Annotated in this window: 26 protein-coding genes; 16 read left to right on the top strand and 10 right to left on the bottom strand. The window is 36.0% G+C overall.

Annotated features, from left to right (window positions below; all coding sequences use genetic code 11):
- Nucleotides 1-14: 14 nt before the first annotated feature.
- On the bottom strand, nucleotides 15-317 hold the full coding sequence (locus tag Q2U82_RS11935; RefSeq protein ID WP_410005094.1) for a hypothetical protein: 303 nt from the start codon (nucleotides 315-317) through the stop codon (nucleotides 15-17).
- Nucleotides 318-372: 55 nt separating this feature from the next.
- Nucleotides 373-972 carry a GTP cyclohydrolase I FolE gene (gene folE / locus Q2U82_RS11930; protein ID WP_410005093.1) on the bottom strand — a complete coding sequence of 200 codons (600 nt, stop codon included), beginning with the start codon at nucleotides 970-972 and terminating at the stop codon, nucleotides 373-375.
- Nucleotides 973-1,093: 121 nt separating this feature from the next.
- On the opposite strand from folE, the gene Q2U82_RS11925 reads away from it, so the two are divergent.
- The 10 genes from Q2U82_RS11925 (at nucleotide 1,094) to Q2U82_RS11880 (ending at nucleotide 9,862) form a co-directional block, all read left to right on the top strand.
- Entirely contained in the window at nucleotides 1,094-1,753 is a 660-nt protein-coding gene (locus Q2U82_RS11925) for an ABC transporter ATP-binding protein (RefSeq protein WP_410005092.1), read from the top strand.
- Nucleotides 1,754-1,814: 61 nt separating this feature from the next.
- Nucleotides 1,815-2,579: a TIGR02757 family protein gene (locus tag Q2U82_RS11920; RefSeq protein ID WP_410005091.1), complete on the top strand. Its 765-nt coding sequence runs from the start codon at nucleotides 1,815-1,817 to the stop codon at nucleotides 2,577-2,579.
- A gap of 124 nt (nucleotides 2,580-2,703) precedes the next feature.
- Nucleotides 2,704-3,906 carry an ATP-binding protein gene (locus Q2U82_RS11915; RefSeq protein ID WP_410005090.1) on the top strand — a complete coding sequence of 401 codons (1,203 nt, stop codon included), beginning with the start codon at nucleotides 2,704-2,706 and terminating at the stop codon, nucleotides 3,904-3,906.
- A gap of 92 nt (nucleotides 3,907-3,998) precedes the next feature.
- A complete protein-coding gene (locus Q2U82_RS11910; protein WP_410005089.1) occupies nucleotides 3,999-4,214 on the top strand; it encodes a hypothetical protein in 216 nt (71 codons plus the stop codon).
- 3 nt (nucleotides 4,215-4,217) lie between these two features.
- Entirely contained in the window at nucleotides 4,218-5,195 is a 978-nt protein-coding gene (locus tag Q2U82_RS11905) for a sensor histidine kinase (protein ID WP_410007159.1), read from the top strand.
- A 45-nt stretch (nucleotides 5,196-5,240) separates the two neighbouring features.
- Nucleotides 5,241-7,178 (top strand): BatA domain-containing protein, encoded by a 1,938-nt coding sequence (locus tag Q2U82_RS11900; protein ID WP_410005088.1) that lies wholly within the window; start codon nucleotides 5,241-5,243, stop codon nucleotides 7,176-7,178.
- Nucleotides 7,175-8,431: a dihydroorotase gene (locus Q2U82_RS11895; protein ID WP_410005087.1), complete on the top strand. Its 1,257-nt coding sequence runs from the start codon at nucleotides 7,175-7,177 to the stop codon at nucleotides 8,429-8,431. Before Q2U82_RS11900 ends, Q2U82_RS11895 begins: the two co-directional genes overlap by 4 nt.
- A complete protein-coding gene (locus Q2U82_RS11890; protein WP_410005086.1) occupies nucleotides 8,431-8,754 on the top strand; it encodes a hypothetical protein in 324 nt (107 codons plus the stop codon). The genes Q2U82_RS11895 and Q2U82_RS11890 overlap by 1 nt, the downstream gene beginning before the upstream one ends.
- Nucleotides 8,755-8,804: 50 nt before the next feature.
- Nucleotides 8,805-9,128: a DUF4870 domain-containing protein gene (locus Q2U82_RS11885; RefSeq protein ID WP_410005085.1), complete on the top strand. Its 324-nt coding sequence runs from the start codon at nucleotides 8,805-8,807 to the stop codon at nucleotides 9,126-9,128.
- A 77-nt stretch (nucleotides 9,129-9,205) separates the two neighbouring features.
- Nucleotides 9,206-9,862, top strand: a complete 657-nt coding sequence (locus Q2U82_RS11880; RefSeq protein ID WP_410005084.1) for an alpha/beta hydrolase — start codon at nucleotides 9,206-9,208, stop codon at nucleotides 9,860-9,862.
- Between the two features lie 23 nt (nucleotides 9,863-9,885).
- Here the strand turns inward: Q2U82_RS11880 and Q2U82_RS11875 are convergent, their stop codons facing one another.
- Nucleotides 9,886-10,317 carry a hypothetical protein gene (locus Q2U82_RS11875; protein ID WP_410005083.1) on the bottom strand — a complete coding sequence of 144 codons (432 nt, stop codon included), beginning with the start codon at nucleotides 10,315-10,317 and terminating at the stop codon, nucleotides 9,886-9,888.
- Between the two features lie 65 nt (nucleotides 10,318-10,382).
- Nucleotides 10,383-11,159, bottom strand: a complete 777-nt coding sequence (locus Q2U82_RS11870) for an MBL fold metallo-hydrolase (RefSeq protein WP_410005082.1) — start codon at nucleotides 11,157-11,159, stop codon at nucleotides 10,383-10,385.
- Between the two features lie 78 nt (nucleotides 11,160-11,237).
- Between Q2U82_RS11870 and Q2U82_RS11865 the strand changes: the two genes are divergently transcribed.
- On the top strand, nucleotides 11,238-12,692 hold the full coding sequence (locus tag Q2U82_RS11865; RefSeq protein WP_410005081.1) for a TonB-dependent receptor: 1,455 nt from the start codon (nucleotides 11,238-11,240) through the stop codon (nucleotides 12,690-12,692).
- Here the strand turns inward: Q2U82_RS11865 and bcp are convergent.
- Complete coding sequence (bcp, locus tag Q2U82_RS11860; RefSeq protein ID WP_410005080.1) at nucleotides 12,689-13,141, bottom strand: thioredoxin-dependent thiol peroxidase; 453 nt, start codon at nucleotides 13,139-13,141, stop codon at nucleotides 12,689-12,691. The two genes, Q2U82_RS11865 and bcp, sit on opposite strands and share 4 nt — an antisense overlap.
- Before the next feature lie 30 nt (nucleotides 13,142-13,171).
- Between bcp and Q2U82_RS11855 the strand changes: the two genes are divergently transcribed.
- The gene (locus Q2U82_RS11855) at nucleotides 13,172-13,831 is read left to right on the top strand and encodes an endonuclease III domain-containing protein (protein WP_410005079.1); all 660 of its coding nucleotides are present in this window, start codon (nucleotides 13,172-13,174) and stop codon (nucleotides 13,829-13,831) included.
- A gap of 123 nt (nucleotides 13,832-13,954) precedes the next feature.
- Here Q2U82_RS11855 and Q2U82_RS11850 read toward each other — a convergent pair whose 3' ends face one another.
- Together Q2U82_RS11850 and Q2U82_RS11845 are read right to left on the bottom strand one after the other, a co-directional pair.
- On the bottom strand, nucleotides 13,955-14,107 hold the full coding sequence (locus tag Q2U82_RS11850; RefSeq protein WP_410005078.1) for a hypothetical protein: 153 nt from the start codon (nucleotides 14,105-14,107) through the stop codon (nucleotides 13,955-13,957).
- A gap of 56 nt (nucleotides 14,108-14,163) precedes the next feature.
- Nucleotides 14,164-14,751 carry an RNA polymerase sigma factor gene (locus Q2U82_RS11845; RefSeq protein WP_410005077.1) on the bottom strand — a complete coding sequence of 196 codons (588 nt, stop codon included), beginning with the start codon at nucleotides 14,749-14,751 and terminating at the stop codon, nucleotides 14,164-14,166.
- A gap of 257 nt (nucleotides 14,752-15,008) precedes the next feature.
- Between Q2U82_RS11845 and uvrA the strand changes: the two genes are divergently transcribed.
- Both uvrA and Q2U82_RS11835 read left to right on the top strand, forming a co-directional pair.
- On the top strand, nucleotides 15,009-17,786 hold the full coding sequence (gene uvrA / locus Q2U82_RS11840; protein WP_410005076.1) for an excinuclease ABC subunit UvrA: 2,778 nt from the start codon (nucleotides 15,009-15,011) through the stop codon (nucleotides 17,784-17,786).
- A gap of 280 nt (nucleotides 17,787-18,066) precedes the next feature.
- On the top strand, nucleotides 18,067-19,329 hold the full coding sequence (locus Q2U82_RS11835) for a hypothetical protein (protein WP_410005075.1): 1,263 nt from the start codon (nucleotides 18,067-18,069) through the stop codon (nucleotides 19,327-19,329).
- Between the two features lie 65 nt (nucleotides 19,330-19,394).
- Here Q2U82_RS11835 and Q2U82_RS11830 read toward each other — a convergent pair whose 3' ends face one another.
- The 3 genes from Q2U82_RS11830 to Q2U82_RS11820 form a co-directional block, all read right to left on the bottom strand.
- A complete protein-coding gene (locus Q2U82_RS11830; RefSeq protein ID WP_410005074.1) occupies nucleotides 19,395-20,672 on the bottom strand; it encodes a glycosyltransferase family 4 protein in 1,278 nt (425 codons plus the stop codon).
- Complete coding sequence (locus Q2U82_RS11825; protein ID WP_410005073.1) at nucleotides 20,673-23,108, bottom strand: YfhO family protein; 2,436 nt, start codon at nucleotides 23,106-23,108, stop codon at nucleotides 20,673-20,675. It abuts the gene before it with no gap.
- Between the two features lie 151 nt (nucleotides 23,109-23,259).
- A complete protein-coding gene (locus tag Q2U82_RS11820) occupies nucleotides 23,260-23,523 on the bottom strand; it encodes a DUF4834 family protein (protein WP_410005072.1) in 264 nt (87 codons plus the stop codon).
- A 106-nt stretch (nucleotides 23,524-23,629) separates the two neighbouring features.
- Here Q2U82_RS11820 and Q2U82_RS11815 point away from each other — a divergent pair, with 106 nt between their 5' ends.
- Together Q2U82_RS11815 and Q2U82_RS11810 are read left to right on the top strand one after the other, a co-directional pair.
- A complete protein-coding gene (locus tag Q2U82_RS11815; RefSeq protein WP_410005071.1) occupies nucleotides 23,630-24,622 on the top strand; it encodes a transporter in 993 nt (330 codons plus the stop codon).
- A gap of 12 nt (nucleotides 24,623-24,634) precedes the next feature.
- A complete protein-coding gene (locus Q2U82_RS11810) occupies nucleotides 24,635-25,753 on the top strand; it encodes a GNAT family N-acetyltransferase (protein WP_410005070.1) in 1,119 nt (372 codons plus the stop codon).
- The last annotated feature ends 65 nt before the right edge of the window (nucleotides 25,754-25,818 follow it).

Raw genomic sequence — 25,818 nt, 5'->3', positions numbered from 1 at the left:
AATCGGGGCTTTTTTTATTCGTTTACTCTAACTTCAATAGTTTGTGGTGTGGGTTGTTTTTTCCAAACAAATGTGTAAAGCCACATTAAAGTAAAGGTTGGAATAACATCTGTGAAAGGCAATATTTCTTCCAAGAATACAAGGACGGAAGCTATTTTTCCCTCGGTTCCTTTATACATATCGCTCATTTTTTTTGCGGCAAACGGCGCCCAAAGAATATCTAAAAATGGGCCAATAACTGGAATTGTCATTGTTATCATACCAACAACATCATATATAATGCCTTGTCGTAATAGTTTATATTTTTCGTTTTTCATTTTCGTTGTTTTTAATCTTCTTTTAAAAGAAATCAAAAAACATTCCAAAAAATAGTTATGCTAAATCACTACTTATCAATTTCAGAAATTCATTACGTGTTTCAATAGCTTCAAACTGCCCACGAAATCCGGAAGTTGTTGTAACACTATTTTGCTTTTGTACGCCGCGCATCATCATGCACATATGTGAAGCTTCAATAACCACAGCCACTCCCTTGGGCTTTAAAGTATTGTTTATACATTCCAAAATATCGTGGGTAAGCCTTTCCTGAACTTGAAGCCTGCGGGCAAAAACATCTACAATTCGAGGTATTTTGCTTAACCCAACAATATATCCATCAGGAATATAGGCTATATGGGCCTTTCCAAAAAAAGGAAGAATGTGATGCTCGCATAAGGAATATAGTTCAATATCCTTAATAATCACCATATCGTGATAAGCTTCTGCGAACATGGCGCTTTTCAAGATTTTTTCAGGATCTTGGCAGTTGCCAGATGTTAAAAACTGCATTGCTTTCGCAGCTCTTTCAGGAGTTTTAAGTATTCCTTCACGGGAAACATCCTCACCGATTGTCCTTAAAATATTACTGTAATTATCAACTAAATTATCGGTTACAGGTTGGTCGTATTCCTCAAAGTATCTATATGATGACATTCTTCTTTTGTTTAAGAGTTTCAAAACAAAAATAAACACATAACTTCATATAAAAACAATATAACCCATCAGATTGCATTATAGCACTATAAATAGTACTTTCACGGTTTAAATTTTTGCTATGATCGAAGCCCAAAACATTCACAAGTATTATGACAATCTCCACGTTTTAAAAGGTGTTGACCTTCATATTAAAAAAAGTGAAATTGTTTCAATAGTTGGTGCTTCCGGTGCCGGAAAAACTACCTTATTACATATATTGGGAACGTTGGATGCTTTTGATAATTCCAAAAGTAAATTAACAATAAACGGTGTAAACATTGGTTCCCTTTCGGGGAAAAAGTTGGCAAAATTCAGAAATGAGAACTTGGGGTTTATTTTTCAGTTCCATCAGTTGCTACCCGAATTTACGGCTCTTGAAAATGTTTGCATCCCAGCATTTATAAAGAACACCCAAAAATCTGAAGTTATTAAAAGAGCAAAGGAACTACTCACATTTTTAGGCCTTTCGCATCGTGAAGACCACAAACCCAATGAACTTTCGGGCGGAGAGCAACAAAGGGTAGCCGTAGCACGAGCTCTGATTAACAATCCGGCAATTATTCTAGCCGATGAACCTAGCGGAAATCTAGACACAGAAAGCGCCGAAAATTTACACAATCTGTTTTTTAAATTGCGGGATGAATTTGGACAAACTTTCGTAATTGTTACCCATAATACAGAGCTTGCAGATATGGCTGATAGAAAGTTGGTAATGCAGGATGGGGTAATTATGAAATAAACTTCAAAAAACAAATGCCAAATGCCAAATGCCAAATGCCAAATTCCAAAAATTCACTCTTATGAATAAAAGTGAATTAAAATTATTCCTCGATGAAAAAGTCATCCTTTACAACAATCCAAAGTTTATAGATAGCGATCCAATACAAATTCCACATTTATTCACTTTAAAGGAAGATATTGAAATTGCGGCTTTTCTTGTGGCCACAATTGCTTGGGGAAACCGGAAGAGTATCATTAACAACGGACATCGATTAATGGAAATCATGGGCAATTCGCCTTATGATTTTGTGATGGATTTTTCCGAAAAAAATGCAGAATCACTTTCTCCATTTGTTCACCGAACTTTTAATAACGATGACTTATTTTACTTTTTAAAATCGCTTCAAAATATTTATAAAAACCACGGTGGGCTGGAAAATGTTTTTGCTCAATATTCCGAGAGAAATTCAATGCAAACAGCAATCCATCATTTCAAAAAAACCTTTTTTGAACTTCCACATCTTACGCGGACCCAAAAGCACATTAGCGATCCCTTAAAAAACTCTGCTGCAAAAAGAATAAATATGTTTTTGAGGTGGATGGTCCGGAATGACAATGCCGGTGTGGATTTTGGAATTTGGAAAAACATCTCCCCTTCCCAACTTTCATGCCCGTTAGATGTTCACAGCGGAAATGTGGCACGAAAACTCAAATTGTTGAATAGAAAACAAAACGATGGCAAAGCCTTGAATGAACTCGATAACTCACTTCGTAAATTAGAGCCAAAAGATCCCGTAAAATATGATTTTGCACTTTTTGGCTTAGGTATTTTTGAACGTTTTTGATTTAAAAATTAACCCATTTCACATTTTTTTTTTCGCTTCAACAAGTCTTTATAAAATGTTGTACATTTACGTTTAATCCTTAAACACCAACCTTTCTCGGGTTTAAGATAATGAAAAATAAACCTTGATAACACCACAATTTCCTGTTGATGAAGCGCAACGACTGGCTGCAGTTCGGTCATACAATCTATTGGATACTTTGCCTGAAAAGGATTTTGACAATATAACTGCTTTAACGGCAAGCATTTGTGATGTTCCTATTTCTTTGGTGACCTTGCTTGATGCAGACAGGAATTTCTTAAAATCATACTACGGTTTAAACTTTAATGAATCGCCGCGCAACACTTCTTTTTGTGGACATGCCATTTTGGAAGAATCAAACATTTTTATTGTTGAAGATGCCAGAAAAGATCCTCGTTTTATGGATAATCCGCTCGTAAAGGATATGAATGCTATTTTTTACGCAGGGGTTAGATTGATTAACTCTGATGGCTATCCGCTGGGAACACTTTGCGTTTTTGACACCAAACCCAGGGTGCTTTCAAAATCACAGAAAAAGGCACTCATTTCAATGGCTTATCAAGTTGTGAATCTTTTTGAAGCACGAAAACGCAATAGAACCTTATTGGCTGTGCAGCAAGAGTTGAAAGATAAAAATGAAGAACTTAAAAACTTTGCAGGAATTGTATCTCACGATATGAAAATGCCGCTGGCAAATATGATTATAACTTCAGATATGCTTCGCAGTAAATATGGTCACCACTTAGACAAACAGGGCCAAGAATATTTGGAATATATAAAACAATCTTCGTTTACATTGAGCGAGTATATTACAGGACTTCTGGAACATTATGAAAGCGATAAGACAGCTTCCTTAAACGCTGAGGTTTTTGACAGCAATGACCTTTTGGAGGAAATAATTGAATTGTTGAACATCAATATTGATTGTGAAATAAATCTTCCAGAAGAAAATATTGAAATGCAGGCCAATAGAGCAGCCTTGGAGCAAATTATTCTTAATCTCGTTGGCAACAGTTTAAAATACAACGACAAGGAAAGAATAAAAATAGACATTGAATGCACCGAAAAAAACGGGTTTTATCATTTTTCAATTTCTGATAACGGTATGGGAATTCCAAAAGACAAACTTTCGAATATATTTGATCTGTTTGTTACCACGGGCAAACTTGACAGAAATGGAAAGAAAGGCAATGGCATTGGGCTATCCACAGTTAAAAAACTTGTAACAAAACTCGGTGGGGAAATAAAAATTTCTTCAGAATTGGGAAAAGGGACCTCTTTTCAATTTAACATTAAAAAAAACTAACTCCTTTTAGTTCAAATCCTGTTAATTATTCAATAAATAAGTTATATCCAACTATATTTATGCGAATAAAAAATACTCATTGAAATATTTTTATGATTTTCCCGAAATTCCCCGACAATGAAAAAGAGCGGATTGCCGAATTAAAGAAATACAATTTACTCGATACCCTTTCTGAAAACGATTTTGACAATATTACTGCACTTATTGCGGCAATTTGTGAAGTACCCATTTCATTGATTACCCTTCTGGACAGCGACCGAAATTTTTTTAAATCGCATTTTGGGCTTGATTTTAACCAATCTCCCTGAAACATTTCATTTTGCGGACACGCTATTTTGCAGGAAGAAGAAATATTCATTGTTGAGGACTCTACAAAAGATGAGCGCTTTAAGGACAATCCCTTAGTTACGGAAATGAAGGCCATATTTTATGCAGGGGTTCCTCTTGTTAGCAACAACGGTTTCAAACTTGGTTCGCTTTGTGTTTTTGATCACAAACCTAGAAAACTCAGCAAGGTTCAAATTACATCTTTGAAAGCATTGGCAAAACAGGTAGTTATTCTTTTTGAACTTCGCAAAAAAAATAAATTATTGACAGAGTTTCAAAAAGAATTGCAGCAGCGCAATGAAAGATTAGTGAAATTTGCCCACGTGGTCTCACACGACTTGAAATCTCCATTGGCAAACATTACTTCGCTTACCCGCTTGCTTCGCGAGGAAAATATTCAAAACCTCTCCGAGGATTCAAATACATATCTCAATTACATTGAAGAATCATCATTAACATTAAAAAACTACATAAACGGTATTTTAAAGTTTTACAAAGCTGATGAATTGATAGATGCCCAAAAACAGGACGTTGAGCTAAAAAAACTATTTGAAGAAATAAGTGAAATTTTAATGACAGACGATATTGTTTTTAAGTTTCCTACCGAGGGTGTGTTGAAAAATGTGAATAAGGCAGCGCTCTCCCAGATTTTCCTCAATTTGGTTGATAATAGTTTAAAATACAATTTAAACCAACAAAGATTGGTGTCTATAACATACAGTGAAGAGCCTGATTTTCATAAATTTTCAATCAAAGACAACGGAATGGGAATTGACCTTGGCGTACAGGAAGAAATATTTACTCTTTTTAAAACCACAGGTATAAAGGACAGAGATGGCAAAGAAGGAACAGGAATAGGTTTGGCGACAGTAAAAAGCTTGGTTTCAAAGCTTGGTGGAACTATTTTTTTGGAATCAGAACCCGGAAAAGGAAGTATCTTCACGTTTACCATTCAGAAATAGCTTTAATTACGTTCCATTTTTTATCTTTGGGCAATATTTATAGGAATGCAGTTTAAAAACCCCGAAATTCTTTACGCCCTTTTCCTGCTGCTCATCCCAATATTTATTCATCTTTTTCAACTTCGGCGTTTTCAAAAAGTAGATTTTACCAACGTTGCTTTTCTTAAAAAAGTGACCATTCAAACCCGAAAAAGTTCGCAGTTAAAAAAATGGCTCACTTTGTTGATGCGCTTGTTGGCACTGGCTTGTATTATCATTGCTTTTGCACAACCTTTCACAGCTTTAAAAACAGCTCTAAACTCCAAAAAAGAAACTGTAGTCTATATTGATAATTCGTTCAGTATGCAAGCCAAAGGCCCCAAAGGACCAATACTGGAGCGAGCTTTAAAGGATTTGTTTGATAAAACTGGTGGAACCGAAAAATTAAGCTGGTTTACAAATAATTATGAACGGAAAAATGCTTCACCACAGGATTTTAAAAATGAAGTGCTTTCTGTGGAATACTTTCAAAATCAATTAACTCCAAGTCAAGTATTATTAAAAGCCTCTCAGCTTTTTTCCAATGAAAAAGATGTGTTGAAGCAATTGGTTTATATTTCAGATTTTCAACAAAAAGAAGCTTTTCCGGAGATTCCAGACGATCTAATTTTGGAGGCCGTGCAACTAAAGCCCGTGAAAGCTTCAAATATTTCTATTGACAGCGTGTTTGTTGCTTCAAAAAATGCCTCTACCACACAGTTGAAAGTGAAGGTTTCAACACTTCAACAAGCTGAGAATAGCAATGAAACTTCCAATGTGCCAATTTCCCTTTTCAATAGTGAAAAATTAATTGCCAAGACAGCACTGGACTTTTCAGAGAATGCAAACGGATCCGTAATTTTCGACATCGATAATTCTGAAGAATTTATTGGGAAACTACAACTAAACGACCCTAATCTTCCTTTTGACAATTCATTATTTTTCAGCATCAACAAACCAGGGAAAATTAAGGTTTTAGCCATAAATGAAGCCGACGGCAATTTTCTTCAACGTCTTTTTGAAAAAGAGGAATTTCTATTTACACAGCAAACCTTCAAAATGCTGAACTATAATGAAATTCCCGAACAAAACTTTATTGTATTGAATGAGTTGAAAGAAATTCCAGCTTCACTGGCCACGGCTTTAAAATCATTTAGTGATGAAGGCGGAAGTGTACTTGTTATCCCTGCTTCAGAAGTAGATTTGAGCAGCTACAACAACTTTCTGCAAACAATGTCTTTGGGAACGTTCACTTCTGAAAGGGTTCAGGAAAAAAAGATTACGAAAATCGTTTTCTCGCATCCATTATTTAAAGATGTTTTTGAAAAGGAAGTTGCAAATTTTCAATATCCAAAAGTTAATTCCTTTTATGATATTTCAACAACTGCAACATCTGCAATAGGTTTTGAGGACAACCAACCTTTTTTACTTCAGAAAAACAAAACTTATTTACTCACTGCGGCAATAAATAAAGAGAATTCAAACTTTCAAAATTCGCCTTTGGTGGTGCCGACCATTTATAATATGGCTTTGCAAAGTTTGCCTTTACCGCGATTGTACTATACGATTGGGGAACAAAATTCAATCGCCATTCCAGTGAAATTAAGTGCAGATGAAATTCTGACTATAAAAGACAGTACAGCGCAGTTTATTCCACTTCAACAAACAAAGGCTAATTTCGTTCTGATGTCAACCACAGATGAACCCGGCAAGGCTAACAATTACCAAATTGTAAAGGAAAACGAATTTTTGGAAAATATAAGTTACAATTACGCCCGAAATGAAAGCCAGTTGCAATATTTGAATCCTGAAGACTGGAAAGGCGCAAAAGTTTATAAAACCATTGATGCCCTTTTTGATTCAATTAATGAAGCCAATTCAATTAACAGTTTCTGGAAATGGTTTGCTATTTTTGCATTGCTCTTTTTAATTTTTGAAATGCTTATCTTAAAATTCTACAAATGAAGCTATTACTGAAATCTGCCACTATTGTTGATGCTTCCAGTAAGCACCACTTAAAGAAACGGGATGTTTTAATTGAAAATGGTAAAATTTCAAAGATTGCCGGAACTATTCCATCTTCAGAAAAAATAAAGGAAGTTTCATTAAAAAATCTCCACATTTCGCAAGGTTGGTTTGATAGTAGTGTTTCTTTTGGGGAACCCGGTTTTGAAGAAAGGGAAACCATCCAAAACGGTTTAAAAACGGCAGCCTATAGTGGTTTCACAAGTGTTGCGGTAAATGCGAACAGTTTTCCTGTAACCGATAGCAAAGGACATATCAAATTTTTGAAAAGCAAAGCTGAGGGAAATGCAGTGAGCCTCTACCCTATTGGCGCATTAACGGTTGGCAGTAAAGGAACAGATTTGGCAGAACTGTATGATATGCAGAATGAAGGTGCGATTTCTTTTTACGATTACAAAAACCCAATTGCAAACGCCAACCTCTTGAAAATTGCATTGCAATACACCCAAAATTTTGATGGCTTGGTGCAATCATTTCCTTTTGAAAAATCTGTCGCTAGAAATGGAATGGTGAATGAAGAAGAAAACAGCACCCGATTGGGATTGAAAGGGATTCCCGCACTTTCTGAAGAACTTCAAATAATCCGTGACTTGTATATTTTGGAATATACAGGCGGAAAACTTCACATCCCGACCATTTCGACCAAAAAATCTGTTGAGCTTATTAAAGATGCCAAAAAGAAAGGATTAAACATCACTTGTAGCGTAGCCATTTTCAATCTAATATTGACAGATGATGTTTTGGAAGGTTTTGACACGAATTACAAATTACTTCCACCATTGCGGACAAAGGAAGATACCAAAGCTTTACTGAAAGGCTTAAAAGACGGAACTATAGACGGCGTAACCAGTGACCACAACCCAATAGATGTAGAACATAAAAAAACTGAGTTTGAGCACGCATTTTTCGGAAGCATTGGGCTTGAAGGATGTTTTGGAGCTTTAAATACCGTATTGGGCATTGAAGAAGCTGTTAGAGTACTTACTGGTTTAAAAAATACTTTCGGAATTCCTTCAGAAAAAATTGAAGAAGGAAACATAGCTGAACTCACCCTTTTTAATCCTGATGAGAACTGGGAATTTTCTGAAAAAGACATTATTTCTACTTCAAAAAACACTGCTTTATTGGGTATGAAACTAAAAGGAAAGCCTTACGGAATATTTTCAAATAACAAATTGGAGCTTAATAAATAATGAATACTAATCCTCCTTTAGGAAAAAACACAGCTTTAGTTGCCTATGCTCCATTTGTGGGCTTCATGATTGCATTTTTCTTAAATAAAGAAGAAAATCATGACTTTGCAACTTGGCATATAAAGAATATGTTCGGCTTGTTTATTCTGTTTATTGTTTCACTTATTGTTCAGTCACATGTTGATGTGACCATCGGTGATATTCTATGGGGTATTTGCTTCTTGCTTTGGCTATATTGCTGGGCTATGGCTTATTTCAATAAAGAAAAAGGCATACCCTTCTTAAGTGAAAAATTTCAGGTGTGGTTTACCTTTTTGAATTAAAGTAATGGCTATCTTTAGCTTATCAATAAACTAACCTAATTTCAAAAAAAATGGAAACAACTACAGACAACGGAAAGAACGTGGCCATCATTGCATATATTTTTTTTATTGGATGGGTTATAGCTTTGCTAATGAACAATGAGAAAAAAACTTCTTTAGGTTCTTATCACTTACGCCAGTCATTGGGAATTATGTGTGTAGGAGTAATTTTGGTTATTATTACTTGGATTGTTGGCATTTGGATTCTTTCAACAATTATAAATTTAGCAATATTTGTATTTTGGCTTCTCGGCTTTTTAAGTGCCATACAGGGCGAAATGAAACCCGTTCCAGTTTTCGGCGAGCAATTTCAAGAGTGGTTTAAGGGAATTTAGATTTTAAACAATATTTAACGAGACCTTTTAAGTTGAACGACCTTCAGTTTAAAAGGTCTTGCTTATTTTTGCAAGCTATGGAAAAACAGACTTTACTTTTAGAACACAATTTTAGGCCCGCTAATAACTCTTCGGAAAATCCACCGGCCATAATCATGCTCCACGGGTTTGGTAGCGATGAAAACGATTTGTTTTCCTTCGCGAATGAATTACCAGAAAAATATGCAATTTTTTCACTTAAAGCACCAATTAGATTGGAGCCATACGGAAATGCTTGGTATAACATCTATTTTGACAATTCACAGGGAAAGTTTAGTGATGACGAACAAGCAATTGCCTCACGGGAATTGGTTTCGAAATGTATTGACGAAGTGATTGAAAAATACAAAGTTGACAAAAATAATATTACGCTACTTGGTTTCAGCCAAGGCACAATTTTAAGCTTCGCCGTTGCTTTGAGCTATCCTGAAAAAGTTAAGAATGTAATTGGTTTAAGTGGATACATCAACGTAGATATTTTAAAAGAAGGCTATACCAAAAATGATTTCAGCAAGCTTAAAATTTATACATCCCACGGAAATGTAGATCAAGTAATTCCTGTGGAATGGGCTAGAAAGACCCAGCCATTTCTTAAAAATTTAAATATTGATTGTACGTATTCGGAATTTCCGGTTGGTCACGGTGTGGCACCACAGAATTTTTATGAATTAAAAAACTGGCTAGAAAACCAATGATAATTAGGACAAGGTTCAGTAACTCAATTTGGATAAAGAAGTGAAGCAATTGGGGTTAATTCAAGTTCTTTCTTTTCATTAAAGTAATATTCCAAAATCATTTCGCCCCAATATTTTCCATCGGTAAAATCTGCTTGTATCCACTTGTGGTTCAAAAATTTCAATTTGTTTATTTTCATATTGCCGTTCATTCCTTCAAAAGGAACCAATGGATTGTTGCCTTTTTGTAAGTTGAAATCATAGATTTGGTCAGAAACCATCGCTTCAACATCTGCTGCTTCAAAGCCCATTTTTTCTAAATAGGTCATTGCATTTTCATTTCCCAAAAGTGTAAAATAATTTAAATCGCGAACCTGATTCTGCAAACTGTCAATAGAATTATTCCCAGTTTTAATAGTTGCTTCAAGTTTTTCTATTCTGGCATCTTGTGATTCAAAAATTTTCTTTTCATTCATATATTGATAAAAAATGAAAAGCAGTGCGAAAAAAAATAAATACATGAAAATTTTATTCCTCATAATCAAATAGTTATAGTAAGTGTGTCATAAGCCAAGTGAACGTTTTCCGGAAGCTTTTTTTCAACCTCTTCGTGAAAACCCATCAAGTGGCTAATATGTGTAAAATATGTTTTTTCTGGCTTCACTTTTTCAACAAAATCAAGTGCTTCCGAGATATTAAAATGTGAATAATGCGGTTCTTCCCGAAGGGCATTTATAACCAAAACCTTTGTTCCCTTCACTTTTTCAATTTCTTCTTCTGAAATGGTTTTTACATCAGTCAAATACGTAAAACCCTCTACCCTAAAACCCAAAACAGGAAGGGTATCATGCATGGCTTCAATGGGAATTACCTTTTTTCCTCCAATAATAAAAGGAGCGTCCTTATCAATTTCAATTTCTTCAATACTTGGCGCTCCCGGATATTTATTCTCTGTCTCAAAAATATATGCGAATCGTTCCCTCAAGGATTTAAAAACCCGTTTGTGGGCATAAAAAGGCATATTGCCCTGCAAAAAATTAAATGGGCGAATATCATCCAATCCAGCTGTGTGGTCGCTATGCTCATGGGTTAAAAGGATCCCGTCAACTTTTGAAACATTTTCGCGCAACATCTGCTGTCTGAAGTCTGGTCCACAATCAATTACATAAGAAAAATTGTCCCAACGCAATAAAACTGATACCCGCAAACGTTTATCTTTAGGGTCAGTACTTAAACAAACTGGGTGTTTACTACCAATTACGGGTATTCCCTGCGAAGTTCCAGTGCCGAGAAATGTAACAGTGAAAGTTGAATTCATTCCAGCAAAAATACTGGTATTTTTTTTGTTTACCTATTGTAATCGCTACCTTTGTTATATAAAAAATAGAACGTTGTTATGCCAGAATCCATAATAGGAGACAAGGAATTTGAAAATATTCCTTCCATAAAAAGTAAGGCTTTACGAATTAATCTGAATGAAAATATTTACGGCACTTTTGCCGAAATTGGAGCAGGTCAGGAAACAGTGCGTAATTTTTTCAGGGCTGGTGGCGCTTCTGGAACCATCGCCAAAACCATGTCAGCCTATGATAAGGATTTTAGCGACGCCATCTATGGGATTGAAGAAGACAACAGATATGTAACAGAATCGAGACTTCAGAAAATGCTTTCTCACGAGTTCAACTTGATTGAGGAACGCATAAATCGTGACAAGCATCCCAACAGACTTTTCTTTTCGTATGCCAACACCGTTGCTACGATTGATTTTGCCAAAAAATATAAAGGTCACGGCTGGGTCGGGATTCGATATCAAATTGATCCGAAAGAGCCCTATAATGAAATAACGCTTCACATTCGTTTTCACGAGAACGATGCACAATTACAGCAAATTACACTTGGAACTTTAGGGGTAAACCTAATTTATGGAGCATACTATAAATATGACCAGCCAAACAAGCTGTTGCGCTATCTTTATGATCACATCGATAAAGATAAAATTGAAATTGACACTATAAATTTTTCAGGACCACGTTTTGCTGAAGTTGACAATAGATTGATGAGTCTTCAATTAATTAAAAATGGAATGACGGATGCGGTTATGTTTGATCCTGAAGGACACAACATTCTTCCCGCAAGAATTCTTTATAAAAAGAATATATTGGCACTTCGCGGAAGCTTTAGACCAGTAACAAAGGTCAATATAGATATGTTTAAGCGTTCTTATGAAATGTTTCTCAATGAAAACAGGGTAGAAAAAGATAGAACCGAAGTTATTTTTGAAATTACCCTTTCAAACCTTCGTGCTGAAGGTGAAATTGACGAAGAGGATTTTATGGACCGAGCAAGATTGCTCTGCTCCTTGGGATATACCGTTATGATTTCAAACTTTCAGGAATATTATAAATTGGTGGAATACTTTTCCAGATATACCAAAATGCGCATGGGTCTAGCAATGGGCGTTAACAACTTAGTAGATATTTTTGATGAAAAATACTATCGCCATTTGAGTGGTGGTATTTTGGAAGCCTTTGGGAAATTATTCTTTAAAGATCTGAAGGTTTACCTCTACCCAATGAAAGATCCAGAAACTGGAGAATACACCAACAGCGAAAACCTAAAGGTTCATCCACGAATGAAGGAATTGTACAAATTCTTTAAATACAATGGAAAAGTAGTTGACATTACGGACTATAACCCTGAAAACATGGAAATATTTTCACGCGAAGTCCTAGCAATGATAGAAACTGGAGAAGAAGGTTGGGAAGAAATGTTGCCTCCTGGAGTTTCAGAAATTATAAAAGACAAATGTCTTTTTAACTACAAGCCAGTGCCAGCAAAAATAAATAATTAATCCAGTATTTGGGCCGCGTGGTCTTTCGTCTTTACTTTATCAATAACCCGCACAATGGTTCCGGTTTTGTCCATTATAAAAGTTTTGCGATGAATGCCATCAAATTCCCTTCCCATAAATTTTTTAGGTCCCCAGACTCCAAACGCATTGATGACTTCTTTGTTTTCATCAGCCAATAACGGAAATGGGAAATTATATTTTTCTTTAAAATTTTTTTGACGTTTTTCACTATCGGCGCTAACTCCCAATAATTCAAAGCCCTCTTTTTGAAGTTCTTTATAATTATCACGAAGATTGCAGGCTTCAGTTGTACATCCTGGCGTACTGGCTTTTGGATAGAAAAAAACAACCCACTTTTTACCATCGTAGTCTTTTGATGAAATTGTGTTTCCATCTTGATCATTCACTTTAAAATTTGGAGCCTTATCTCCTACCTGTAATGTTTTCATTATCCTTATTTTTGTTTAAAAGTACTTAAAATGACCAAACAAGAAAAGGTTACGTTTGTTATTGATACGTTAAATAAAATCTATCCTCAAGTTCCCATTCCTTTGGAACATAAGGACCCATACACATTGTTAATAGCTGTTTTACTTTCAGCTCAAAGCACGGACGTTCGTGTCAACCAAATAACACCACTTTTATTTGAAATTGCCGACAATCCATATGATATGGTAAAGCTTTCTGTTGAAGAAATAAGGGAAATTATAAAGCCTGTGGGCCTTTCCCCTATGAAATCAAAGGGTATTCACGGACTTTCAAAAATTTTAATTGAAAAATATAATGGCCAAGTACCCGCAGATTTTGAAGCGCTGGAATCTTTTCCAGCAGTTGGCCATAAAACAGCAAGTGTAGTTATGAGTCAAGCTTTCAACGTTCCTGCATTTCCTGTAGATACGCATATCCATAGGTTAATGTATCGTTGGGGATTTACAAACGGTAAAAATGTGGTTCAAACTGAAAAAGATGCAAAACGCTTGTTTCCAGAAGATTTATGGAACAAACTTCACCTTCAAATTATATGGTATGGAAGACAATATTCTCCTGCAAGAGGCTGGAATTTGGATAAAGATATAATTACCAAAACAATTGGCAGAAAAACTGTTATTAATGATTATTTGAATAAAAAAAGTCGATGAGTTGAGGCGTTTAAAGATTGAGTGTCTTAAACCAACATTTTCTAAACTCATCAACATCTAAACCATTAAACTTTCTTTTAAAAAAAAAACCCCGAAAAGCTAATTCCAGGGTTTTTCCAAAGTTTAGTTTAGAAGTGCTTCAAACTTCATTTTATGGTAATCTATAACACTTAAAGCCATCGAATAATCCAGAAGAAACTTAATGGTTTCATCTTTTGGAACAAGTTTTTTATTCACGTCGTCCAACCGTGATGATTCAGTGTAAAATTTTTGCATAGAATGTTATTTTGAGGTTTATTTCCAAATAACGTAGCAAAAATTAGTTTATTGTATCAATTGGTTAATATAATATTATGTTTATCAATTACTTTGCGCAAATTGATTAGCGCATAACGCATTCGTCCCAGAGCAGTGTTGATGCTAACACCGGTTTGCTCACTTATTTCCTTAAAGCTCATATCTTTATATATTCGCATCATCAAAACTTCTTTTTGATCATCTGGAAGTTCTTCAATCAATCTTCTTACATCACTTTCAACTTGACCTTTGATAATCTGCTTTTCAATATTTAAAGCATTATCACTCAAAACCGAGAATATGTTGAAATCGTTATTGTTTTCAAATTTCGGCATACGGTTGTTCTTTCTGAAATGGTCTATAACCAAATTATGCGCAATACGCATAACCCAAGGAAGAAACTTGCCTTCTTCATTGTAGGCGCCTCTTTTAAGGGTTTTAATAACTTTAATGAAAGTGTCCTGAAAAATGTCCTCAGCAACATCTCTATCAAAAACTTTTGAATAAATAAAACTGTAAATTCTTTGCTTGTGTCGAGTTACTAGCTCGCTTAGTGCAGATTCTTTACCATTCATATAAGCGTTCACTAAAAACGCATCAGAGGAGTTATTACTTTGCTTCATATCAATACTTTTTTTAAAAAATAAACAACGATGTATTTGGTTGCTTAGTTACAATGTTTATTTGTTAAAAGTAATGATCAGCTATAGGCAATATTTTTTTTATATGACGTTAAGAGCCGTAAATATAACAACAAAGATTTTACAAATGCAAAAAAAAGGTTAAATTTTTCAATAAAAAATATTAATAAGCTTGAAGGCGCATTGCTGAAATCGATATAGTATCTTTGCGAAAAGCTATAAAACAAGGAGAAAATAAATTGAGTACAGAAACTTTAGATACCAAAAAAAACATCCTGATTCAGGGTGCAAAACTTCACAATCTTAAAAACATTTCAGTCGCTATTCCGCGAAACAAATTGGTTGTTATCACCGGTCTTTCCGGGAGTGGAAAATCCAGTTTGGCGTTTGATACACTTTACGCAGAAGGACAGCGCCGCTATGTGGAAAGCCTTTCCAGTTATGCCCGCCAATTTTTGGGAAGATTGGACAAACCCAAGGTAGATTCAATAAAAGGTATTGCTCCAGCTATTGCTATAGAGCAGAAAGTAAATTCAACAAATCCTCGATCAACTGTTGGCACCTCCACTGAAGTATATGATTATTTGAAATTGCTTTATACCAGAATCGGGAAAACCATTTCACCAATTTCAGGAAAAGAGGTTAAAAAAGACACCACAACCGATGTTATAAATTTTATAAAAAAAAATTCTGAAGGAGAAAAGTTACTTCTCCTCGCCCCTGTTCTTTTAGAAGAAGGACGAACCATGGAAAATAAAATTCAGGCATTGGCACAGCAGGGCTATTCAAGAATTAAAATAAATGGCGAAGTTTTAAGGATTGATGAATTAAATGGGAAAAAATTTCCGAAGAAAATAGATTTGGTCATTGACCGGATTATTACTAAAAACGAAGAAGATTTTTACAATCGGTTAGCAGATGCAATTGAAATAGCCTTTTTTGAAGGAAAAGGTGAATTGTATATTGAAGAACTTTCTTCAAAAAAAATAACAGAATTCAATAATCGTTTTGAAGCAGATGGAATGGTCTTTATGGAACCAAATGCGCACCTTTTTAGTTTTAATAATCCTTACGGTGCTTGTCCAACTTGTGAAGGCTATGGTGATGTTATTGGTATTGATGAAGACTTGGTGATCCCAAACACTGCGCTTTCAATCTTTGAAAATGCAATATTTCCTTGGCGTGGGGAAAGTATGAGCTGGTATCGAGATCAATTGGTCAATAATGCCTATAAATTTGATTTCCCAATCCACAAACCTTGGTTTCAGCTTACAGATGAACAAAAACAATTGGTTTGGGATGGTAATAAATATTTTGAAGGATTGAATTCTTTCTTTTCGTTCTTGGAATCGAAAAGCTATAAAATCCAAAATCGCGTAATGCTTTCCCGTTATCGCGGAAAAACAAAATGTGCAACTTGTAAAGGAAAACGCCTTCGCCCCGAAGCTGGTTTTGTAAAAATAAACGATACTTCAATCCAAGAATTGGTAGAGCTCCCATTAGATAAAGCTGCAGAATTCTTCAACAAACTAGAAGTTTCAGAATTTGAAGAAAAAGTAGCAAAGCGTTTATTACTTGAAATCAACAATCGCTTGGGAGTTTTGAGAGATGTTGGTCTAGGTTATTTAACATTGAATCGAAAATCGAACACACTTTCCGGCGGCGAATCGCAGCGTATCAATCTTGCAACCTCTTTGGGAAGTAGCCTTGTGGGCTCTATGTATATTTTGGACGAACCCAGTATTGGGCTTCATCCAAAAGACACGGAAAGGCTTATCGTTGTTTTAAAATCCCTTCGCGATTTAGGAAATACAGTGATCGTTGTAGAGCACGATGAGGACATCATGAAAGCTGCCGATGAAATTATAGACATCGGCCCCGAAGCCGGAACTTTTGGTGGCGAAGTGGTTGCGCAGGGAAACTATGCTGAAATTTTAAAATCAGATTCGCTTACTGCAAAATATTTAAATGGCGAAATGGAAATTGAAGTTCCCAAAAAACGACGTACTTCAAAAAACAAAGTTTCTATTACTGGTGCGCGTCAGAATAATTTGAAAAATATAGATGTTACCTTTCCCTTAAATATATTCACTGCTGTTACTGGCGTTTCGGGAAGCGGGAAAAGTACATTGGTCAAAAAAATTCTCTACCCTGCCCTACTTCGTGAAATTGGCGGTTATGGCGAAAAGCCTGGACAGTTTTCAGAAATAAAAGGTGATTTTGGGACCATTAAAAGTATCGAATTTATTGATCAAAATCCAATTGGCCGTTCCAGCCGAAGCAATCCCGTAACCTATATTAAGGCTTATGATGATATTCGGAATCTGTATGCCTCGCAGAAACTTTCGGACATCCGCGGCTACAAAGCAAAGCATTTCAGTTTCAACGTTGATGGCGGCCGTTGCGAAACCTGTAAAGGCGAAGGTGAAGTTACCATCGAGATGCAGTTTATGGCCGATGTTCATTTGGTTTGTGATACCTGCAATGGCAAACGTTTCAAAAAAGAGGTGTTGGAAGTAACTTTTCAAGGTAAAAATATTGATGACATTCTCACGATGACTGTTGATGACGCCGTTACTTTTTTTGGAGAGAACAAACAAGATAAAATTTCAGCAAAATTACAGCCCCTGCAAGATGTGGGGCTTGGCTATGTGCAACTGGGGCAAAGCTCCTCTACCCTTTCTGGTGGCGAGGCGCAGCGTATTAAGCTTGCTTCATTTTTGGTGAAAGGAACTTCAAAGGAAAAAACCGTTTTCATTTTTGATGAACCAACAACAGGGCTTCATTTTCACGATATCAAAAAACTATTGGCTTCCTTTTACGCATTGCTTGACAGAGGGCATACAGTGATTGTGGTAGAACACAATTTAGATTTGATTAAATGTGCAGACCATATAATAGACCTTGGGCCAGAAGGTGGTGAAAACGGAGGTCGAGTTGTAGCGGAAGGCACTCCGGAAGAAGTTGCAAAAAGCAAAGAGTCTTTTACCGCTTCCTATTTAAAAGAAAAACTTTAAGAGTTAAGTTTTTTTGGCACACTAATTGAAATCAAAATAACAGAAAATAAGACTTTTAGTTTTTTGGTTGGTTAGTTTTTTAAAATCCGTTGAAATGGTAAAACACTTCAGCGGATTTTTCATTTAAACACATTCAAAATATCTTCTCTGTTTTATTAAACTTCAAAAATACCACTGAAAATCAATGATTTAAAAACTTGGCACGGTCGTTGGTTATTTAAAATCGTACATAGCTAACCAAAAAATTTAAAGCGAGTACAAACCTTAAATTTTGAAACTTATGAAAAACATAGCATTAATCTTTAGCATCCTTTTAATGGGATTTTCAGCAAATGCAACTTCCAACGAAAGTGAAAACAATAACAGACGAGGTTATGATGGTAACGCATATATTTTTGTGGAAGGCGATGTGGAATTCTCCGTTTTCCCCGATGGGCAGTTTGACTTTGTATATGTTGGGCCACAAAAAGGCTCAAGTGTTACTATCAATACTCCCAATGTCAATATAAGTTTCAATTCTGGTTATGATTATGATGCTTACGTTCAATATGATGACTACGGCGCGGTAATTCAAGTTGAAAGTGTTCCTATTTATTATGATTATTACGGTAGAATAATTCAAGCGGGAAATGTTGACATTCAATATAATGACAGAAGATTAGTTAGAGTTGGTGGATTACACGTAGTGTATAATAACTACGGCTATTTTTCACATTGCACTGGCGTTATAAATATGTACAACCCATATTATGTTTATCGTCCTTGGCACGTGTATTACGCACCTCCAGTTTACAGTCATTGTGTAGTTTATGATATGCCCTACAGAAGATACTACAGCCCTGTAAGGTATAGCTATCACGATCACATCGTTTATTACAAAAAAAGAAAACACGTAGCCTACCATAATGGAAGAAGAGATTTTTATCGTCCCGGAAGCCGTGTTTATGACAAAAAAGGAAGGTCTTCCATAAACAAAGAATACAATCCAAATAGAAGAAACACTATGGTTGCTTCAAATAACGGTCGCAACAATAGCTCAATCCGAAGCAATAAAACACAAGCTAGTAATACGAGAAGTAATACTGTTTCAAGAAACAGCAGCACCAATAGCAAGGGAGCCACAAATGTGGATCGAAACACACGTAACACTCGAAATACTTCAGGAAACGTTTCTAGAGAAAACACCGTTACCTCACGTAGTGGAAACACAACAAGAGTGAATGGCAACAATACAAATAGAAATGTAGAAAAAAGAAATTCCCAAAACAACGTGAAAAATAATAGAAGTGCGAATACAACTCGCCCAACTAATTCACGAAATGTTTCAGCGGACAGAAATGTTCAAAAACAACAAACCCGCACTACTTCGTCAAACAACAAAAGTAGATCGGTAACAAGAAATACAACACAGGCTCCCAAAAGAGAAACTGCGAGCCGTAGTACAGTAAATAAATCCAGCGCTCCTTCACGAAGCAGTTCAAAAGCGAACACTTCTTCAAGAGGCACTTCTTCTAGAGAAGTTAGCAAAAGAGGAAGAGGATAAAGATAGTTTTTTGGTTGGTTGGTTAAACCTCCGTGATTCCTTGGATGATCGGGGGTTTACTTTTTTTAATTCAGAATTAAAGAAGCCATTTTCTTCGTCAGTTCCCTTCTACTGTATTTTTCAATCCCTTCGGAAGAAACATTTAAATTTTCTTTTTTAAAATCTTCGTATAAGTGAAGGATTTCAGATTTCAGTGTATCATCGTCCCAATAACTGAAAAATTTCCCCGAATTGGTTTCAGCAATAATTCCCTCAATATCACTTTCCTTAGGCCCCAATGCAATTATTGGACGTTTTGCGCTTAAATATTCAAAAAGCTTTCCAGGAATAATAGCACGGGTTTCCGCACTGTTTATTTCAACTAAAAGCAACACTTGGCTTTGGTGCTGCATTTTTAAGGCTTCGGAATGGGAAATGTATCCCAAAAATTTACAATTTTTCAAAAGATGAAAATCTTCCAAACTTTGATTCACTTCATCACTTACCGCACCAGCAAATTTCAACTGCAAATCATTTTTGAAGGAATTGTTTTCCTTACAAATTTCCGCAAGGACTTTCCATAAAACTTCAGGATTTCGCTCACTCAAAAGCGAGCCAATATGAGAAATTGAAAAGCTGGAATCCAACTCAAAATCAATTTTTTCGGAAACATCAAAACCATTTGTAACTACTTCAATCGGAGTTTCGGTAATCATTCCAAACTCTTTTTTTGTAGTTGGGCTCGTAACCGTTATTATATCTGCTGCCTTTAAAACGGAAGCTTCCAATGCTTTGTGTTTTCGTTCCGAAGCTTTGTTTAATCGAAGTGATTTGTGATAATGGATTGTCGTCCAAGGATCACGAAAATCGGCAATCCACTTTACATCCATCTTTTTTTGAAGTTGCATCCCGATCAAATGAAGGCTGTGCGGCGGACCGGTTGTTATTATAACATCCACGGCATTTTCAGAAATATATTTTGAAAGAAATACAACAGAAGGTTTCACCCAGCCAACACGCGCATCGGGAATAAAAAAATTGCCGCGAACGTAGAGCATCAACTTTTCCATTGCAGAAATTTCCTTTTTTGAAATAATGCCACTACTTATCTGTTTGGTCTTCTTTTTTGAAAAAAATTTCGCGAAACGATAGGGTTCGCTAATTGGCTGTTTCAAAATTTGAATATCAGAAGGAATTTCCGAAGAGAAATTTTCGTCAATTAAGGGATAGTTGGGATTTTCGGGAGCATAGACAATCGGCTCTATTCCGAATTCCCTAAAATATTTTACAAATTTCAACCATCGCTGTACGCCCGGACCGCCCGCTGGAGGCCAATAGTATGTGATGATTAGGGCGCGTTTCATTTATTCCTTCACTTCTTTTTTCCGAAAGGCAAAATACAAGCCGCTCAAAAATATTAAAAGAAATATAATGCTACTCGCCAGTGAAATGGTGCTTCCCGTTTGAATAACTTTCGGTTCAAATATGAATTCAATTTTATTGTTTCCGGGAGGAATTACCATCGCTCTCAACAAGTAATCTGCCCTAAAATATTCAGCAGGTTTACCATTTATGTATGCGTTCCACCCTTTTGGGTAATACACTTCAGAAAAAATTGCCAACTGTGGCGATTTTGTGGAGGTTTCATAAACCAATTTATTCGGTTGATGACTAAAAAGTTCAATAGTTGCAGTGCTATCCCTTTCGGTTTTTTGACTCGGGATTTTTGAAAGAAATTCTTTATTTACAACCGCAGTCTTTTTGGTGTCTAAACTGTCCAAAAGTTGGATTTCCTCATTTGCATTTTCTGCAGGAAGCACATTTTCTACAAACCAAGCGTCGCCATTTGCATACGGATTGCGTTGTGCTACGGGTCCACCATTTTTAGATTGGGTTATGATGTAGCGAACATTCATCATATTCAAAATTCCAATATTACCCTGACTGATGTAAAATTCAAATAAGTCCTGCATTCTGCCAGGTTTTGCGGCGTGATAACCGCCGAGAGCGTTGTGATAATAACTTGCGCGACCACTATTAAAAGCATTTGTAGTGGCGTCATAAACACGGTAATGCCCATCGTCTTTCAGAATTTGTTCATCAGCGCCGTTCTTTTGGAATGGTTCATCAACCAATTTGGCTTGTACAAAAGCATCTTCATTTACATATCTTCGGTCAACGCCCACTAAATCTACTATAACCAAAAGGGAAAGCGCAACAATGGCAAATCCTTTTTTTAGTTTTCCTTTCATAAAAAACCAAAGCACAGCCGCTGTAAAAACAACAAAAATCAAAGAGCGGATTGCATCGGAAGTGAAAAGTGACATTCTATCCTCGCGAATTGCTTCTAAAAACGGAAGCCCCATTTCATCTCTAAAATAGCTATCATACGGACTTGCAAAATCAAAAAGAGATGATTTAAAAAGAATGAAAATTATCGTAAGACCACCAACAATTCCTGTGGACCACAACAAGGCTTTTTTCTTCTCTTCTTCTCTTTCAAATTGATTGAAAAATTGATGCAGCCCAACGATGGCCAGAATAGGAAGAATCAATTCAATAATTACTTGTATTGAAGAAACCGCGCGGAATTTATCATATAACGGAACATAATCTATAAAGAATTCCGTGAGGCCACTGAAGTTTTTTCCCCACGACAAAAGCAATGTCAAAACAAAGGCCGAAACCGCCCACCATTTTAATCTTCCGCGAAGTAAAAACAGAGCTAAAACTGCAAGAAATATAATGATTGCGCCAATATAAGCGGGTGCCCCCACAAAAGATTGGTCTCCCCAATACATCGGTATTTGGTTTAAAACCTGATTTGCTTCCTGTGAAGAAGCGCCCATTCGCATTAAACTTTCAACAGTTTTTGAATCTTTTGGAAACGCCTCGGTGGAGCTACCGCCCATAAACCGCGGAATAAATAAGTTGAAGCTTTCCAGCCTTCCGTAGCTATATTCGGTGATGTAATCAAAATCAAGCCCTGTTTTGTTGTCCTTTGGCGTACCGTCTGCATTTATGGTCAGTTCTGTTTTTCCGCGGGTCGAAGTATCAGCGTATTCTTTGGTCGCCAAAATATTTGTGGCGTTCAAACCTACGGCAATTAAAACACCGACGGCCATAATTCCGACAGCTTTAAAATAATGCGGCAGTAATTTCTTTTTGAAAGCATCTATCAAATAAACGATACCTATGATTAGCACCAAAAGCATTAAATAATAAGTCATTTGAAAGTGGTTTGCAACCAATTCCAGCGCCATTGAAACCGTCAACAATAAAAATCCCCAAAGATATTTTCCACGGAAAGTGAGAAATATTCCACTTAAAACAAAGGGCATATAAGCTATGGCGTGGGCTTTTGCGTTGTGGCCAACGCCGAGAATAATTATCAAATAGGTTGAAAAACCAAAGGCCAAAGCACCGAGAAAAGCGAGTTTATAATCAACTTTCAGCACCAAAAAAAGTATGTACATTCCTATAAAATATAGGAAAAGATAATCTGCCGGACGCGGCAAAAAACGAATGGCGAGATCGAGTTGTTTTATGTAATTGTTTGGATATTTTGCACCCAGCTGATAGGTTGGCATTCCGCCGAAAGCCGCATCAGTCCAATAGGTTTCCTCTCCCGTATTTTTTCTGAAATCGTTTTGCTGTTTTGCCATTCCTGAATATTGCACAATATCACTTTGGAATATTTTTTTCCCCTGCAAAACTGGGTTAAAGTAAGCCAACGAGGCAACAATAAACAAAACGAAAACAACTAAATGGGGAAAGAATTTTTTATAGTTGGGCTGCATAATTTGGTGGATGGATTTGAAGTGGGGAAATTAGGGATTTTTTTTTGGAAACACCACTGAAAAAGGAAACACGAACCATGACGTTTTGATACACGACTAAAAAAATGTCTATTTGTCGTGAGTCAAAACGTCTTGGTTCAAAACGTCTTTATCAATCCACCTCCTCAAACTCCACATATTCCCCAACTTTTTTACTGGATCGGGAATTTTGGGATGGGTTTTTATCGATGGTAATACTTCCCTCCTTTTCGCGTTGGGCATTCATATTTGGATCATTTCCGAAGAACTGTTCAAATTGCTGGCCAGCTTTTTTGGAAATATAGCGCATTAAATAAGGAGTTGCGAGCCTAATTAAAAACTTAAGCCCAAAATATACCAGAAGAACGATTAAAATCGTTTTTAGGAATGTCATCATAACTGTAAAATTCTTTTCAAAAATAAGGATTGATGCAGAAAAAGACGAATATTGACTATTAAATAAATGGTAAAATCTTATATCTTTGAACTAAACCCAACTTTCCATGAACATCAAACTTCCCTTTCTATTTCTGCTGAGTTTCATAACTTTTTCAAATGTTTCGGCACAATATACCGAAATGATAAACACCAACCGTCCGGGCGGTTCGCAGGGTGCATTTTCAGTAGGCACAAACGTGCTTCAATTTGAATCTGGAATAAGCTACGGAAAAGAAAAACACGATTTATTGAAAACCGAAACCAACGGTTTGGCAATAGACTATTCCATTCGTTATGGTTTTTGGAAAGAACGTTTGGAAGTGAGCCTTATGGGAGAGTTTCAATCGAACAAAATTACCGACAATCGTTCTACAACGGCAAGAGAATACAGCCTTTCAAATTTTAAAAGCAACACTCTTGGAGCAAAATATTTAATTTATGACCCATACCGAAAACGCGATTTAGAAGGTCCAAATTTATACAGCTGGAAAGCAAACAACAAAACACAGTGGGCAGATTTAATTCCAGCAATTTCAATCTATGCAGGTGCTAATTTTGACTTTGCGGACAATCCATTTACACCCGAAGCCGAAGGCAAAATAAGTCCGAAATTTGTTCTTTCAACTCAAAACAATTTTATTGGCGGATGGGTTTTTGTAACCAATATTATTGTAGATCGCGTTACTACAGATTTTCCAACTTATGGCTACATTGTAACATTAACACACGCAACCAATCGTTGGTTCTCTGTTTTTCTTGAAAACCAAGGCTTTAAAAGTGATTTCTATTCAGACCAACTGCTTCGTGGTGGTGCCGCTACATTGATCAATGAAAATTTGCAAGTAGATCTTTCCCTTACTTATGGCTTTAAGGATACTCCTTCAAAGTTTTATGGACGTGTTGGAGTAGCATATCGATTTGATATGCATAATAAGGATGAATATTTAGAAGACAAAGAAATTAAAGAGGAGAAGAAAGAAGAAAGAAAGAAGGAAAAAACAAAAGACAAAAAACAAGAACGCCAAGATGAATTAAACTTTGATGAAGATGGCAAATAATAACATTTTTGTATGATTACAATAAAACAACTAACCTCCAAAAGTGATCTTAAAAAATTCGTCACTTTTCCATTTAAGCTATACAAAGACAGCAAATATTGGGTTCCATCGCTTATTAAAGATGAAATGGAAACTTTGGATACTGCGAAAAATCCGGTTTTTAAAAATGCCGAGGCTTGGTATTATTTGGCTTATAAAGATGACGAAATAGTTGGTCGAATTGCCGTTATTCTGAACCATTTAGAAGTAAACGAACAGGGAAAGAAAAAAATCCGTTTCGGTTGGCTGGATATGGTTGACGATATTGAAGTAACCAAAGCCCTGCTTGAAAAAGCCTACGAAAAAGGGCGCGAACACAACCTTGAATATGCAGAAGGCCCAGTGGGTTTCAGCAATATGGAAAAGGCCGGCATACTCACTATGGGTTTTGAGGAAATGAACACCATGATTACCTGGTATCACTATCCATATTACGCTGAACATCTTGAAAAGTTAGGTTTTGAAAAACAGGCAACTTGGGTTGAATACACATTAAAAATTCCAGAAGCCATCTTTGAAAAAGTAGCGAAGTTTTCAAAAATTGTTCGGGAGCGTTATAAACTATCCGTCATACGTTTTAAGGATAAAAAAGAAATTCTGCCGTATGTTGATGATATGTTCGGACTGCTGAACAAAACATACAATACACTTCAGACTTTCGTGCCCATTCAACAATATCAAATTGATTATTACAAAAAGAAATATTTCAACTTTATTCATCCAGATTACATTTGCTGCATAAAGGACGAAGAAGGAAAATTGATTGCTTTTTCAATCGTTATGCCCTCTTTTTCAAAAGCATTGAAAAAAGCAAACGGAAAACTTTTTCCTATTGGTTGGAGCCATATTTTGAAAGCACAGAAAAAGAACGACACTGCCGCCTTCTATTTAATAGGAATTGATCCCGAATACCAAGGCAAGGGCGTTACTGCAATTATTTTTGAAGAAATGCAACACCTCTTCAATTCCAAAGGAATCCAAACGGTTGAAACAAATCCTGAATTAAAGGAAAACACTGCCGTGCAGTTGCTTTGGAAAGATTATAATCCTGTGCAACATAAGGAGCGGAGTACTTTTAGGAAGAATATTTAATCAAAAAATCCACCGCAAAAAGGTGGATTTTTAAATATCATAAGATTCCCGTCTACACAGGAATT

Origin of the sequence: Aequorivita nionensis, assembly GCF_046352995.1 — a bacterium.
Taxonomy (GTDB): domain Bacteria; phylum Bacteroidota; class Bacteroidia; order Flavobacteriales; family Flavobacteriaceae; genus Aequorivita; species Aequorivita nionensis.
The sequence above is the reverse complement of the archived record's forward strand: the minus strand, read 5'-3'. Positions and strand labels throughout refer to the sequence as shown.

What these genes read in the sequence shown, in the direction of transcription:
- Q2U82_RS11825 (WP_410005073.1), bottom strand. Translation starts at nt 23,108, where the DNA reads ATGCAGCCCAACTATAAAAAATTCTTTCCCCATTTAGTTGTTTTCGTT.
- Q2U82_RS11920 (WP_410005091.1), top strand. Translation starts at nt 1,815, where the DNA reads ATGAATAAAAGTGAATTAAAATTATTCCTCGATGAAAAAGTCATCCTT.
- Q2U82_RS11865 (WP_410005081.1), top strand. Translation starts at nt 11,238, where the DNA reads ATGCCAGAATCCATAATAGGAGACAAGGAATTTGAAAATATTCCTTCC.
- Q2U82_RS11910 (WP_410005089.1), top strand. Translation starts at nt 3,999, where the DNA reads ATGATTTTCCCGAAATTCCCCGACAATGAAAAAGAGCGGATTGCCGAA.
- Q2U82_RS11900 (WP_410005088.1), top strand. Translation starts at nt 5,241, where the DNA reads ATGCAGTTTAAAAACCCCGAAATTCTTTACGCCCTTTTCCTGCTGCTC.
- Q2U82_RS11880 (WP_410005084.1), top strand. Translation starts at nt 9,206, where the DNA reads ATGGAAAAACAGACTTTACTTTTAGAACACAATTTTAGGCCCGCTAAT.
- Q2U82_RS11850 (WP_410005078.1), bottom strand. Translation starts at nt 14,107, where the DNA reads ATGCAAAAATTTTACACTGAATCATCACGGTTGGACGACGTGAATAAA.
- Q2U82_RS11925 (WP_410005092.1), top strand. Translation starts at nt 1,094, where the DNA reads ATGATCGAAGCCCAAAACATTCACAAGTATTATGACAATCTCCACGTT.
- Q2U82_RS11870 (WP_410005082.1), bottom strand. Translation starts at nt 11,159, where the DNA reads ATGAATTCAACTTTCACTGTTACATTTCTCGGCACTGGAACTTCGCAG.
- Q2U82_RS11835 (WP_410005075.1), top strand. Translation starts at nt 18,067, where the DNA reads ATGAAAAACATAGCATTAATCTTTAGCATCCTTTTAATGGGATTTTCA.
- Q2U82_RS11820 (WP_410005072.1), bottom strand. Translation starts at nt 23,523, where the DNA reads ATGATGACATTCCTAAAAACGATTTTAATCGTTCTTCTGGTATATTTT.
- bcp (WP_410005080.1), bottom strand. Translation starts at nt 13,141, where the DNA reads ATGAAAACATTACAGGTAGGAGATAAGGCTCCAAATTTTAAAGTGAAT.
- folE (WP_410005093.1), bottom strand. Translation starts at nt 972, where the DNA reads ATGTCATCATATAGATACTTTGAGGAATACGACCAACCTGTAACCGAT.
- Q2U82_RS11810 (WP_410005070.1), top strand. Translation starts at nt 24,635, where the DNA reads ATGATTACAATAAAACAACTAACCTCCAAAAGTGATCTTAAAAAATTC.
- Q2U82_RS11845 (WP_410005077.1), bottom strand. Translation starts at nt 14,751, where the DNA reads ATGAAGCAAAGTAATAACTCCTCTGATGCGTTTTTAGTGAACGCTTAT.
- Q2U82_RS11875 (WP_410005083.1), bottom strand. Translation starts at nt 10,317, where the DNA reads ATGAATGAAAAGAAAATTTTTGAATCACAAGATGCCAGAATAGAAAAA.
- Q2U82_RS11885 (WP_410005085.1), top strand. Translation starts at nt 8,805, where the DNA reads ATGGAAACAACTACAGACAACGGAAAGAACGTGGCCATCATTGCATAT.
- Q2U82_RS11895 (WP_410005087.1), top strand. Translation starts at nt 7,175, where the DNA reads ATGAAGCTATTACTGAAATCTGCCACTATTGTTGATGCTTCCAGTAAG.
- Q2U82_RS11815 (WP_410005071.1), top strand. Translation starts at nt 23,630, where the DNA reads ATGAACATCAAACTTCCCTTTCTATTTCTGCTGAGTTTCATAACTTTT.
- Q2U82_RS11830 (WP_410005074.1), bottom strand. Translation starts at nt 20,672, where the DNA reads ATGAAACGCGCCCTAATCATCACATACTATTGGCCTCCAGCGGGCGGT.
- Q2U82_RS11855 (WP_410005079.1), top strand. Translation starts at nt 13,172, where the DNA reads ATGACCAAACAAGAAAAGGTTACGTTTGTTATTGATACGTTAAATAAA.
- Q2U82_RS11935 (WP_410005094.1), bottom strand. Translation starts at nt 317, where the DNA reads ATGAAAAACGAAAAATATAAACTATTACGACAAGGCATTATATATGAT.
- Q2U82_RS11890 (WP_410005086.1), top strand. Translation starts at nt 8,431, where the DNA reads ATGAATACTAATCCTCCTTTAGGAAAAAACACAGCTTTAGTTGCCTAT.